The following is a 12,991-nucleotide window of genomic DNA, read 5'->3' on the forward strand; positions in this document are numbered from 1 at the left end:
TGTTTTACATGTGGGGTTTTTTTTACGCTTTCGCGAAAGCAAATAAATCTATAAATCATAATACCTCTCTAGACTTCCATATGGAGGACTCAAATTCTATATTGTCTCTTTTTTAAAATTTATAAGCGTTTAAAATGATGTAAAAACAAACTCATTTATAAATTACTCATAAACAAAACACTAAGCGGGTTAAAAAAAGAGCATTTGATTTTCCTACAAAAAGCCAAAATAAAGGAAATCCGTAAAATGCATCTGTGAGAATTTACTACATTGCAACTGACTAATCACATAGTATATTAGAAGTTAGACGAGAGAGCATTCTTGTGTACTAGTGTACTATTTAGATTATTCTAGTAATTCTTGCAAAAAGATTATGGACAGTATATTCACCCGCTTAAAATTAAACTTATGAAGACAACTTGTTTCTTTTTCATACTCCTACTATCGCTACCACTATGGGTTTTCTCACAGCAAAAAGCAAATAATTTATCAATATCTGGGAGTGTGGAGTACATCTACAAAATACCCGCAGAAAAAAAAATCTATAAAACTGCATTTCTTAGCTTTAATGATAGTGTTTCTAAATTCGTACATAATAGAGTAGATGAAGAGTCCACAATAAAGAATAATGTAAATTCTAATGGCGGCAATATAAACGTCAATTTCAACGTATCAGACACAAAAGGATCTATTGTTTATAGAAATTTTAATAACAAGGAGATAAGAATTAGAACCGCGGAAACAAGAAAACTTTTTCCATCTTTTTTTTACGATGATATTTGGAAAGAAATTACATGGGAAATTAAAGGAAAGACTAAAAAAATTGCCAGCTTTACCGCCCAAAAAGCCATTGGCACATTCCGTGGGAGAACATATACAGCATGGTTTACTGAGGAAATTTCGCTACCATATGGCCCATGGAAACTTTATGGGTTACCTGGGCTTATTTTGGAAGCCGAGGATAGTGAGAAAATGTTTGGGATTAAATTTGTGAGTATTAAGTATCCTTGTGAAGATTGTGAAGTAGATTTTGAAAAACCAACGGCAAGCGAAGAAAAAACTCTAAAGGAATATGTAGAGTTTAGGGATAATTATAATGACCACGTATTTAGAAAAATGAAGTCTAGGTTACCTAGAGAAATAGCACGTAATTTTAGAAAAGGTCCACAAAAAGCTAATGGTCGAAAATACCGTGATGAAAAAGTATTTGAATGGGAAACAGAATCTGTAAATGATAAAAAAGATTAGGTATTATATTCTTTTAACAGTATTAATTTCCTCCCTCACGTGTTACTCACAGATACAAGGAACCATCATAGATGCAGGAGGTAAACCCATTCAGTCTGCCACAGTAATTTTAAAAAAAACTATTGACAGTTCTTTTGTGTCATATACCAGATCAGACGCTGAAGGTTTTTATTCTTTAAAACCAAAAAAAACAGGAAACTTTCTTCTGAGTTTCTCATCATTAGGACATGCAAAAAAGACATATCCCATAGTATTATCAGAAGTAAAAGAAGACATTAAACTTGATATAGTTTTAAAGGATGAAATAGTTTCTCTAGACGAGGTTGTGGTAAGCGCCGAATTAGATATCACACAAAAAAAAGATACTATAAGCTTTAATGCTAAGGCCTTTGCTCAAGGTAATGAAGAAGTTGTAGAAGACTTACTCAAAAAAATCCCCGGACTCAACATTGATACAGACGGCACCATAAAAATAGGTGACAGAGAAGTCGAAAAAGTAATGGTGGATGGCGATGATTTTTTTGAACGCGGCTACAAACTACTTACCAAAAATATGCCCGCTCAACCTATTGATAAAATTGAGCTATTACAAAATTACTCAAATAATCATTTATTGAAAGACGTAGAAGAAAGTGAACGTGTTGCTCTCAATTTAAAATTAAACGATGATGCAAAACGTATCTGGTTTGGCAATGTCACATTAGGCTATGATCCTTCTGCTAGCAAAGATCGTTATGATGTAAAAGGCAACTTGATGAATTTTGGCAAAAAAAATAAATACTATTTTTTAACTATCCTCAACAATATTGGTTTTGATGCCACAGGAGACATAAATCACTTGATACGCCCATTACGTTTTGATCAACCTGCTAGTTTAGGTGACGACCAATCTCTAAATTCATTAATAAACCTGTCTGCAAGACCAAAAAACTTTAATAAAAACCGAACTACATTCAACAATGCAGAAATGGCCTCTCTAAATGCCATTTTTAATCCTACAGAAAAATTAAAAATTAAAGCGCTTGGATTTTTTAATTGGGACGAATTAGATTTCTTTCGAAATAAAATCGAAAAAATAAATGTTGCAAATGAAAACTTTACAAATACTGAAGACTACACTCTTAAAGACAGTCAGAGGATAGGGTTTGTTAAGGGAGAAATCACCTATAACTTGTCTAAAAACCAACAACTCGAGAGTATTGTAAAATATGAAAACGCAAATTTCAATACTAGATCAGACTTAATTTTTAATAATAGTACTAGCTCAGAGCAACTTGAAAAACCTCTAGAGCTTATAGATCAAAAAACAACCTACACTAATAGATTTAAAAACAACAAAGCATTATTGATAACAGGAAGGTTTATCAAAGAAAAAACACCGCAAACTTATCAAGTAAATCAATTTTTATTTGAGGAGCTATTCCCTAACACTACTGCAAATAATGTAGAGCAAACTTTAGACCAAGAAATGATGTTTTTAGGCATAGAAGCACATATACTTGATAGAAAAAAAAGTAAAAATCTTTTTGAATTTAAAGCTGGAAATACTTTTAGAAAGGACAAATTAAATAGCAACTTTTCTCTTTTAGAAGATAGGACGAGCTTAAACCGTCCCGAAGGCTATCAAAACAACTCAAGTTACTCTGTAAATGACTTATATGTAAAAGGAAAGTATCACTACAAGCTTAACAACATAACATTCATAGGTAATTTAGGCTTACATCAATTATTTAATCGCCAAGTTGAGTATGACCAAATAGAAACACAACAGCAATTATTTATAAATCCAAGCGCAGGTATAGACTATAAAATAGATAAAAACAACCGCGTTAAAATATCTTATGCTCAAAACAGAACAAATGCAACAGTCTTAGATATTTATAGCAATTTTGTTTTAACTGGTTTTAGAAATTTTAATCGTGGCACAGGTGAATTTAACCAATTAGATGCTTCGGCTTTTTTGTTAGATTATAGACTAGGTAATTGGAGTGATCGCTTTTTTGCAACCACTTCATTTACATACACTAAAAATCATGATTTCTTTTCTACAAATACGTTACTAACTCAAAACTTCTCACAAACAAACAAGATTGTAATTAAAGACAGAGAAGCTCTCAATGCAAACGCTTCTTTAGACTTTTTTATAAAAAAATTATCCAGTAACATTAAGGTAAATCTTGGTTACTCCAAGTCAGAATTTACAAACTTTGTAAATAACTCACAGTTAAGACAGGTACTCTCTGCAAACTACCAGTATGGCTTCGAATTAAGAAGTGCCTTCGATAGTTTTTTTGACTTCAACATTGGAGGTAAATGGCTAGTAAACAATATAGAAACGGTTGTAAAAAATGAGTTTACGGATAATGTAAGCTTCATAGACCTAAACTTCTATTTAAGCAAAGAACTAGATATGGATTTACAAGGTGAACGCTATCATTTTGGAAATTTACAAACAGATAACACTTATTATTTCCTTGATCTAAATGCTCGCTATACAATCAAGAAAAATAAAATTGTATTAATGTTATCTGGAAAAAACTTATTAAACACTAAGACGTTCAGAAACACCTCCATAAGTGACATAGGCTCTTCCACCACAGAGTATCGTATTTTACCTAGATATGCATTATTAAAACTTAGCTATCGTTTCTAAGGCACCAGCTCCTTTACCTTTTCATACACAAGATCACCTTCCCAACCTCTGTAGGTGAGATAGTCTGCTAGTTTTTTACGCTTGCGATATTTATCGGTTTCTGAGGAGAGTTGTTCATAACGCTTTCGCGAAAGCGTATTAAAAACTGTATCGTATTCCTCGTCTTCTATCTCAAGTAGGGCTGTTTTGAGATTATAAGCCCCTATGCCGCGTTGTTTGAGTTCGCGGGTGATTCTTGTCCTTCCCCAGCTTTTATGACGAAATTTACCCCTCGCAAAGGCTTTTGCAAAACGTTCTTCGTTTAAAAAGTTGTGCTCTAGCAAATGACCTATCACCACATCGATTGCATCTGGTATCATACGCATGTCTCGTAACTTTTGAGCGACTTCTTTATGGCAACGATCTTGGTAAGCGCAGTAGGCTTCTAGCTTACGTTTTGCTTCTTCTACAGTATATGTTTTTACGGGTTGTTGCACTAAGCAAAAGTACTTGTTTACAAGGGTACCATTTTTACAATTGGGCATAAAAAAACCCCATTCTCAAAAGAGAATGGGGTTTTTACTAATTTTCAATCTTAATATCCTTACCAGAAGCATCTGTAAAGTTATACTCAAGATACGTATATGCATCTCGTGGCATTACTTTTACCCACTTCTTGTGATCTAAAAACCATTTAGATCGTATGGACGGGAAGCCTTTTGTTAAGTAGGCTGCTACAAATGGGTGTGCATGTAGCGTCACCTTCTTTGTTCCAGATTTTAATATGCGGTTGAGCTGTCCTTGAAGTTTCTCTACAATTACAATAGGAGCTTCTATCTCATTAGTACCACCGTTAGGATTTTCTTCACGGGTCTTAATGTTCATTTCTGGACGTACTCGCTGCCTAGTGATCTGGATAAGTCCAAATTTACTAGGAGGTAAGATTTTGTGTTTTGCGCGGTCATCTTTCATCTCATCTTTGAGGTGATTAAATAACTGACGGCGGTGTTCAGCTTTACCCATGTCGATAAAATCGACTACGATAATTCCTCCCATATCACGGAGGCTGAGCTGACGTGCAATTTCTGAAGCGGCGATCATGTTTACCTCAAGTGCTGTGTCTTCTTGACTTTTGGCTTTATTTGATCTATTACCACTGTTTACGTCTACAACGTGCAAGGCTTCTGTATGCTCAATTACAAGATAAGCACCACGGCTCATTGATACTGTCTGACCAAAAGACGTTTTAATCTGTCTCTCGATACCAAATTTCTCAAAAATAGGCACTTGGCTATTATATAATTTTACAATATTCTCCTTGTGTGGAGCAATCTCGCTTAGGTAATCTTTAATTTGATAATACAACGTCTCATCATCTACAGTGATGCTCGTAAAGCTATCGTTAAAAATATCCCGCAGGATAGACGATGCACGATTCATCTCTCCTAGAACTTTGCTAGGATGGTGAGCGCTTGGAATTTTTTTGCTCATAGTGGTCCATTTGTCCACTAGATTTTGCAGGTCTTTGTCTAGTTCTGCAACTTTTACGCCTTGAGCTACTGTACGTACGATAACGCCAAACCCTTTAGGCCTGATACTTGTAACAAGTCTTTTAAGACGTGCTTTTTCTTCTTTGCTCTCAATCTTTTGTGAGATAGAGATACGGTCAGAAAAAGGAACGAGAACAATATAACGACCAGCTATAGACAGCTCGCTACTTATGCGAGGTCCTTTGGTCGAGATAGGCTCTTTTGCAATCTGTACAAGTACACTTTGTTTAGACTTAAGAACTTCGGCAATCTTGCCGTTTTTGTCTATGTCTTTCTCAAAGGTGAAATTTTGTAAGGAATAGTCTTTTAATTTACCTGTAGTTACACTTTTTATGTATTTCTGAAGCGTAGGAAGTTTAGGACCAAGGTCGTGGTAATGCAAAAATGCATCTTTCTCATAGCCTACATTTACAAATGCGGCGTTGAGACCAGAAACGGTCTTTCTTACGTTTGCGATATAAATATCACCTACGTTAAACTTATTTTTATCTTCTTCTTTGTGAAGCTCAATAAGTTTTCCATCTTTTAATAAGGCAAAATCAACTACGGCGGAACTAGATCTTATGATCAATTCTTTATTCACTGTGTAGTAATTTTATCCCAATAACTATCGGGATGGTTGATAATTCTAATTCATTACAGATTAATGTGTATGCCATACGCATACGTTGTGTAATAAATGCCGGTGCAATAATGACGTACCTAAGGTGTAGGTAGTGCTGTTATTGCCATGTCAATGAACGCAGTATTTCACCCGATGGGTGTAATAAAAGAAAAAGTAGTCTTAAGACTACTTTTTCTTCTTGTGGCGATTTGCTCTACGTCTTTTCTTACGTTTGTGAGTCGCTACCTTGTGTCTTTTTCTTTTTTTACCGCTTGGCATAAAAATGATAGTTTTTAATTACTTATTAGTCTACACTAACGTTCGTTTTTACACCTTCTACAAAAACTTTAGCAGGCTTGAACGCTGGAATATTATGTGCTGGTATTTTGATAGTCGTATTCTTTGAAATATTTCTACCTGTTTTTTCCGCTCTGGTTTTGATAATAAAGCTACCGAATCCTCTTAAGTACACGTTATCTCCACCTTCTAAAGAAGTTTTTACTTCTTCCATGAAAGATTCGATAGTTGCTTGCACGTCATTTTTTTCGATACCTAGTTTCTCAGAAACTTTAGCTACGATATCAGCTTTAGTCATAATGTCAAATATTTAGGGGTTAAAAATTCAAGACTGCAAATATAGGGATTAAAATAACAAAGAATCAAACATAATCTTTTAAAAAATAGATACATAACATCTAGCTTTGTGTAAAACCCTATTTTAAATTGTCATTTTCTAACAAACTCATTGCTTGGTACTTAGAACACAAACGTGATATGCCATGGCGCAACACTAAGGATCCTTATAAGATTTGGCTCTCAGAAATTATCCTTCAACAGACGCGAGTAGCGCAAGGATTGCCCTATTATTTGGCTTTTACAAAGTCATTTCCTACAGTACAAGATCTTGCAAATGCGACAGAAGAGGAAGTACTTAAACTTTGGCAAGGATTAGGCTATTATTCCCGCGGCAGAAACCTTCACGCATCTGCCCAAATTATTGTAAATGAGTACGGCGGAGTCTTTCCAGACACCTATGAAGAAATTAAAAAATTAAAAGGAGTAGGTGATTATACCGCTAGTGCCATCGCAAGCATAAGTTTTAATGAGCCTACAGCCGTAGTAGATGGTAATGTATATAGAGTACTATCTAGAGTATACGGCATAGACACTCCTATAAATAGCACTCCTGGCATTAAAGAGTTTAAAGCACTTGCTCAAGAGCTCATAGATGTAAAACGCCCAGCAGATTTTAACCAAGCTATTATGGAGTTTGGCGCTATACAATGCAAACCTCAAAATCCATACTGCCTGCATTGTATATATAATGACAAGTGCGTAGCATTACAAAAGAACAAAGTTTCTGAACTCCCTGTAAAGCTCAAAAAGACTAAGGTGCGTAATCGCTACCTCAACTATCTTGTCTTTAGAGATAAGGATGAGAAAACCGTATTACAACAACGCACTGGTAAAGGAATCTGGCAAGGACTCTATGAATTTCCAGTAATTGAACTTGATGCTGCGCTTACTGATGGCGAAGAATCCCGCTTTCGCGAAAGCGTTACAACCTCAAAGCAAGCTAATGATATGGACATTGCAGCAATTACAAGGTTTAATGAGAAACCGATTATCCATAAATTATCTCACCAGCACCTACACACAACCTTCTGGGTAGTTGATGTAGCAACCACTGGAAGAAAAGGGATTCCTATCTCAACTATAAAAGATTATCCTGTACCCATATTAATAGGTAGATTCTTAGAAGAGTTTCTATCTAAGTAGCACACTACTCCAAGACCGTCCTGAGTTCTTTTCTATAATCTGAAGGGTTTTGACCCGTAAAGGCTTTAAATTTTTTATTAAAATGAGAAAAGTTATTGAAGCCACTCTCAAAGCATACCTGAGTAATGCTCATGGGTTGCTCAGCAAGTAGTCTAGAGGCATGCACAAGTCGATACTCATTTACAAACTGCGTAAATGTTTTATGAGTGATTTTTTTAAAATAGCGACAAAACGATGGAATGGTCAAGTTTGTTATATCAGCCATTTTCTCCAAAGGTATCTCTTCTTTAAAATGTGTTTTTACATAATTAAAAACCTCATTGATACGGTTATTATCTTTCACATCAGAAAGAAGTGAGAATCCGTCTGCATTAAGTATTCTAAACTCTTTTGTAGTTGCCAGCTCATTTAAAACAGTTATTTGAGTCATGAGACGATTAAAATCTGACTGATGCTCCATAGATTCCATCATTGCTCCTACTCTACTTTTGGTCTCACCTGAAAATACAATCCCACGTTGCGCTACCTGCAATAATCTTTTAATTGCCGCCATTTCTGGAAGATTAAAAAAAGTATCTCCTAGAAAATCTTTCTTCATGTGTATTACAGTCTCACTTTTATTTCCAGTAAGTTCATCTGTAAAACCGCAATGAGGTAAATTACTACCTACGAGGATAAGAGTACCCCATGTATAATAAGACAAGTTACTTCCCACTTGTCTTCTTCCCGTACCTCCATTTACATAAACCAGCTCAATCTCTGGATGATAATGCCACAAGCTGTTATCATTAATATGATGCTCATCAAATCTTTGATACGTAAATGAATTTCCAAAATCTGGAGTAATAGATTCAAAAGTGGGTTTATGCAGAAGCATGGCCTTATTTTTTTGCAAATTTATAAATGACTGTAAAGTGAAATCTACATTAATTTACCTTAAACATGTTCTAAATTAACACAAACAACATTAAAGAACAATGCATAGGTTAAAAATGAACACATTGCTGCACAATTACTAGTGGTGATCGCCTATATACCACCGTATGTTTGTATCAAAATAAATAATCAATTACTTAAATCAACAGTTATGAAACAGACACTAAAATTTTCAGCAATTGCATTTTTATTATTTACTGCTATTACAACATTTGCAGCTACTAGTGAGATGACACATTATGAAGGACAACCAGAGCTTTTAATAAGGGCTTCAAATCCAGGAGATAAAATCAAAAAAACGTCTAAAGCAATAGACAAAGATGTATTTACAGAAGGAACAGACATCGTATATGTAAGTTTTTCTAATCCAGAATTACAAACTATCAAGCTCGAAGTGAGAGATGGTCTTAATCGTATCGTTTATTCAAATGAGATTGACGGAGAAGCTTCTTTAAACAAGACCTTTAACTTCAAAGGTGCTTATAAAGGATACTACACCATCCATGTTGAGAATGAAAAAGAGAGCTATAGTAAAGAATTTGAAATACTATAATATCTGTTTGCTTGTAGTAAACAATTAGTATGCTTAGTTATCCCTAGATGGTAGTTCGTCTAGGGATTTTTTGTGTTTATTAAGTTCCTGTCACACTTCTTATTTATTAAAAATAGAAGCTCTCTAATAAAGGATATAATAGTAAGGGAGAGCATATTTTCGCGAAAGCATAACACACTTGCATTGCAATATTTACTACATTTGAAATTATGGCAGGAACAATCAATAAAGTGATCTTAATAGGTCACACGGGAGATGATGTAAAGATGAACTACTTTGAAGGTGGGAATTGTATAGGACGTTTTCCGCTAGCGACTAATGAAGAATACGTAAATCGTACCACAGGCGAGCGAGTAAGTAATACAGAGTGGCACAACATTGTAGTGCGCAACAAGGCTGCCGAAATTTGTGAGAAGTACCTCAAAAAAGGTGACAAAGTATATGTAGAAGGACGTCTTAAAACACGCAAGTGGACAGATGATAAAGGAATGGATAGATACTCTACAGAAATCCAGTGCCAAGAATTTACCTTCCTTACACCTAAAGGCGAAAGCCAAGGGCAATCACCAGGAGGCGTGCAACAGGCGCAGCGACCAGTACAAGCAGCTCGTCCTCAAGCACAACCTTACAACCCTAACCAGCCAGCACAACCAGCACAACCCTCTACAGACACTAGCGATGTAGATGATTTGCCATTTTAATTTTAACTAAACGATAAAACTTTTGGACCCCGATCCCGAACCCTTATTGATATTATTAATTAGTGTAGACCCTACTACTATAGTAAGCATCGTAGTGCTTTTAGTACTACTCATGTGCTCTGCACTTATAAGTGGTGCCGAGGTTGCTTTTTTCTCACTATCACCTAGTGATCTTCTAGAAACAGAAGAGCAAGTTGCAGATAGAAAGATGCTCATTGTAAAAAAGCTTCTCACAAAACCTAAAAAGCTTCTAGCAACAATTCTTGTTGCAAATAATGCCATAAATATTGCAATTGTACTGCTCTTTGCAAGTCTAGGCGAAGTGATTTTTTCTAATATCACAGCAGAGATCCTAGGCATTCCTTGGCGTTTTTTACTGGAAGTAGTGCTTATTACGTTCTTAATCTTACTCTTTGGCGAGATTCTACCTAAAATTTATGCAAACCGTAATAACAAAAAATTTGCAGCACTGGTAGCCTATCCATTACGCGTACTTGATGTAGTTTTTACACCACTTAGTAGCCCTATGCGCGCTGCAACGCTATGGATACAAAGAAAACTAGGAGAACAAAAAACTAGCTTTAATATAGACCAGCTATCGCAAGCCCTAGAACTTACAAGTGAAGAAGATACCACAAAAGAGGAACAGAAGATTTTAAAGGGTATTGTCTCCTTTGGAAACACAGATACCAAGCAAGTGATGCGTCCTCGCATGGATGTATTTGCTCTCAATAAAGAGGATGATTATACATCTATTCTAAAACAAATTACAGAAAACGGTTTCTCGCGCATTCCTGTCTTTTCTGAAAGTATAGATACCATAGAAGGGATTTTATATGTAAAAGACCTGCTTCCTCATCTTAACGAGAAAGAATTTGACTGGGCAAAGCTGATACGCGAACCGTATTTTGTCCCAGAAAACAAAAAGTTAGATGACCTTCTTGCAGAGTTTAAAGAAAAGAAAAACCACCTCGCCATCGTAGTAGATGAGTATGGCGGTACGAGTGGTCTGATTTCTCTAGAAGATATTATTGAGGAAATTGTAGGAGACATCGCAGATGAGTTTGATGACGAAAATATCATCTATTCCAAACTCGATGAGCACAATTGGGTTTTTGACGGGAAAACATCCCTAAAGGATTTTTATCGTATTATAAAGCTAGAAGAAACTGCAATCTTTGAAAACAAAAAAGGAGAGGCAGAAACTATTGCTGGTTTTGTACTCGAAGTCTCTGGTAGTTTCCCACGTAAGAATGAGGTAATAAACTATCAAAACTACACGTTCACCATAGAAGCTCTTGATAAAAAACGAATCAAACAGATTAAATTCACCATAAAGTCTTGAAATTTACAGCATTCATAATAGCAACATTTGCCGCACTATTACTAGCGTCTTGTGGTGGTGACACACTACCTAAACCTAAAGGGCAGCTCAGTTTATCATACCCTAAACCCTCATATTCATTTACCGCATCAGATTGTGATTACAACTTTGACCTCAACTCACTAGGCAAGGTGCGCTACAAAGATAATTGCTCTGCAGTTATTGATTATCCATCGCTCAACGGCAGTGTATTTTTAACCTATAGAGCGGTAAATAATAATATCAATGCCTTACTCAATGACGCACAAAAACTCACTTATGAGCATGTGCGCAAAGCAGATGATATTATTGAAGAGAAGTATGTAAACCAAGAGCAAGGCGCATACGGGATGTTTTATGACATTAAGGGAGATGCTGCTTCCCAGTCCCAATTTTATATCACAGACAGCACAACGCACTTTCTAACCGGATCTATTTACTTTAACACAAAACCTAATTACGATAGTATTTATCCCGCAGCTATGTATCTCAAAAACGATATTAGGCATTTGATGGAAAGTATCAAATGGAAAGAATAGTCGCACTCTTCTTTAGAGTTCGCTTTCGCGAAAAAGTTCTCCTATTCCTAGTAACTTATTACCGAACTTTGCATTTCTAAAATCAAGTAATGCCAAATAAATCGCTTAAGTGGATATACCTCGTGGCACTATCCATTATTTGGGGAAGTTCATTTATCCTTATTAAAAAAGGGCTAGTAGGTCTAGAACCACTACAATTAGGAGCTTTGCGCATCTTATTCTCCGCATTTGTTTTATTATTATTTGGCTGGAAAAGCTTAAAAACTATAAACAAACTAGAATGGAAATGGATAGGAGTCTCTGCCTTGCTAGGAACTGGCATACCTGTATTTCTATTTGCCTTTGCCGAAACTGAGATTGATAGTGCTGTAGTAGGAATTTTAAATTCTAGCGTTCCGCTACTTGCTTTTATTTTTGGAATACTAATATTTGGTGCTAAATTCATAAAGCAGCAGTTTATAGGTGTTCTTTTAGGACTTATAGGCGCTGGGGCACTCATTTATATAGGCGCGCAGATAAATGAAGAGCAGAACTATTGGTACGCATCGCTAGTGATTATTGCAGCATCGCTATATGCACTCAATGTGAATATCATAAAACGCCATCTTCAAGAAGTGAGCGCCATAGCGATTGCCGCAGGAAATTTTGTTTTCTTAATTATCCCCGCCCTTATCATACTTTTTTACTCAGATTTCTTTGAGCTTCCATTAAGTACAGATACTACCTTACAGCAATCTATGGGATACATTGTCGTTCTTTCCATTTTTGGTACAGCTATCGCAAAGGTGATGTTTAATAAGCTAGTACAAATAAGTAACCCAGTGTTTGCCTCCTCTGTAACCTACTTAATGCCTATTATTTCTGTCACTTGGGGATTACTAGACGGAGAAGCGTTTACAAGTCTTCAAGTTATTGCTACGCTTATTATTCTTACTGGTGTTTATATTGGGAATACTGGAAAAAGAAGAAAGGTCTAATTAAATCTGATTAAATTGAAATAAAGGCCTCTAGATTTAAGGAGCTCGTCAAGTTCACATGCTAACTTTCGCGAAAGCGCACAAAAAAAGCGACTTACATTACTGCAAA

12 protein-coding genes are annotated in these 12,991 nt (G+C 35.6%); 8 read left to right on the forward strand and 4 right to left on the reverse strand.

Annotation, left to right across the window (positions count from 1 at the left end; genetic code table 11):
* Positions 1–408: 408 nt before the first annotated feature.
* Positions 409–1,248, forward strand: coding sequence for a GLPGLI family protein (locus SJY23_RS03895; protein ID WP_396597524.1), 840 nt, complete (start codon positions 409–411; stop codon positions 1,246–1,248).
* Positions 1,232–3,901 carry a carboxypeptidase-like regulatory domain-containing protein gene (locus SJY23_RS03900; RefSeq protein ID WP_396597525.1) on the forward strand — a complete coding sequence of 890 codons (2,670 nt, stop codon included), beginning with the start codon at positions 1,232–1,234 and terminating at the stop codon, positions 3,899–3,901. Before SJY23_RS03895 ends, SJY23_RS03900 begins: the two co-directional genes overlap by 17 nt.
* On the opposite strand, the gene SJY23_RS03905 is transcribed toward SJY23_RS03900, so the two are convergent.
* The 3 genes from SJY23_RS03905 to SJY23_RS03915 form a co-directional block, all read right to left on the reverse strand.
* Positions 3,898–4,425 carry a regulatory protein RecX gene (locus tag SJY23_RS03905; protein ID WP_396597526.1) on the reverse strand — a complete coding sequence of 176 codons (528 nt, stop codon included), beginning with the start codon at positions 4,423–4,425 and terminating at the stop codon, positions 3,898–3,900. The two genes, SJY23_RS03900 and SJY23_RS03905, sit on opposite strands and share 4 nt — an antisense overlap.
* Positions 4,426–4,462: 37 nt before the next feature.
* Positions 4,463–6,013 carry a ribonuclease E/G gene (locus SJY23_RS03910; RefSeq protein ID WP_035335437.1) on the reverse strand — a complete coding sequence of 517 codons (1,551 nt, stop codon included), beginning with the start codon at positions 6,011–6,013 and terminating at the stop codon, positions 4,463–4,465.
* Positions 6,014–6,338: 325 nt separating this feature from the next.
* Complete coding sequence (locus SJY23_RS03915) at positions 6,339–6,629, reverse strand: HU family DNA-binding protein (protein ID WP_013750876.1); 291 nt, start codon at positions 6,627–6,629, stop codon at positions 6,339–6,341.
* A 128-nt stretch (positions 6,630–6,757) separates the two neighbouring features.
* Between SJY23_RS03915 and mutY the strand changes: the two genes are divergently transcribed.
* A complete protein-coding gene (gene mutY, locus SJY23_RS03920; RefSeq protein ID WP_396597527.1) occupies positions 6,758–7,813 on the forward strand; it encodes an A/G-specific adenine glycosylase in 1,056 nt (351 codons plus the stop codon).
* A 4-nt stretch (positions 7,814–7,817) separates the two neighbouring features.
* Here the strand turns inward: mutY and SJY23_RS03925 are convergent, their stop codons facing one another.
* Positions 7,818–8,690, reverse strand: a complete 873-nt coding sequence (locus tag SJY23_RS03925; RefSeq protein WP_396597528.1) for an AraC family transcriptional regulator — start codon at positions 8,688–8,690, stop codon at positions 7,818–7,820.
* 210 nt (positions 8,691–8,900) lie between these two features.
* Here SJY23_RS03925 and SJY23_RS03930 point away from each other — a divergent pair, with 210 nt between their 5' ends.
* The 5 genes from SJY23_RS03930 (at position 8,901) to SJY23_RS03950 (ending at position 12,882) form a co-directional block, all read left to right on the forward strand.
* Positions 8,901–9,302, forward strand: coding sequence for a DUF3244 domain-containing protein (locus SJY23_RS03930; RefSeq protein WP_396597529.1), 402 nt, complete (start codon positions 8,901–8,903; stop codon positions 9,300–9,302).
* A gap of 209 nt (positions 9,303–9,511) precedes the next feature.
* A complete protein-coding gene (gene ssb, locus SJY23_RS03935) occupies positions 9,512–10,003 on the forward strand; it encodes a single-stranded DNA-binding protein (protein ID WP_396597530.1) in 492 nt (163 codons plus the stop codon).
* 22 nt (positions 10,004–10,025) lie between these two features.
* Entirely contained in the window at positions 10,026–11,348 is a 1,323-nt protein-coding gene (locus SJY23_RS03940) for a gliding motility-associated protein GldE (RefSeq protein ID WP_396597531.1), read from the forward strand.
* Positions 11,345–11,905 carry a gliding motility lipoprotein GldD gene (gene gldD / locus SJY23_RS03945; RefSeq protein WP_051583820.1) on the forward strand — a complete coding sequence of 187 codons (561 nt, stop codon included), beginning with the start codon at positions 11,345–11,347 and terminating at the stop codon, positions 11,903–11,905. The genes SJY23_RS03940 and gldD overlap by 4 nt, the downstream gene beginning before the upstream one ends.
* Before the next feature lie 89 nt (positions 11,906–11,994).
* Positions 11,995–12,882 (forward strand): DMT family transporter, encoded by an 888-nt coding sequence (locus SJY23_RS03950; protein ID WP_396597532.1) that lies wholly within the window; start codon positions 11,995–11,997, stop codon positions 12,880–12,882.
* Positions 12,883–12,991 lie beyond the last annotated feature (109 nt).

It is taken from the genome of Dokdonia sp. R86516 (assembly GCF_044596715.1).
GTDB lineage: Bacteria > Bacteroidota > Bacteroidia > Flavobacteriales > Flavobacteriaceae > Dokdonia.

Bases quoted from the DNA above. Each gene is read 5' to 3' on its own strand.
- SJY23_RS03895 (WP_396597524.1), top strand. From the start codon at position 409: ATGAAGACAACTTGTTTCTTTTTCATACTCCTACTATCGCTACCACTA.
- SJY23_RS03900 (WP_396597525.1), top strand. From the start codon at position 1,232: ATGATAAAAAAGATTAGGTATTATATTCTTTTAACAGTATTAATTTCC.
- SJY23_RS03905 (WP_396597526.1), bottom strand. From the start codon at position 4,425: ATGCCCAATTGTAAAAATGGTACCCTTGTAAACAAGTACTTTTGCTTA.
- SJY23_RS03915 (WP_013750876.1), bottom strand. From the start codon at position 6,629: ATGACTAAAGCTGATATCGTAGCTAAAGTTTCTGAGAAACTAGGTATC.
- SJY23_RS03925 (WP_396597528.1), bottom strand. From the start codon at position 8,690: ATGCTTCTGCATAAACCCACTTTTGAATCTATTACTCCAGATTTTGGA.
- SJY23_RS03930 (WP_396597529.1), top strand. From the start codon at position 8,901: ATGAAACAGACACTAAAATTTTCAGCAATTGCATTTTTATTATTTACT.
- ssb (WP_396597530.1), top strand. From the start codon at position 9,512: ATGGCAGGAACAATCAATAAAGTGATCTTAATAGGTCACACGGGAGAT.
- SJY23_RS03950 (WP_396597532.1), top strand. From the start codon at position 11,995: ATGCCAAATAAATCGCTTAAGTGGATATACCTCGTGGCACTATCCATT.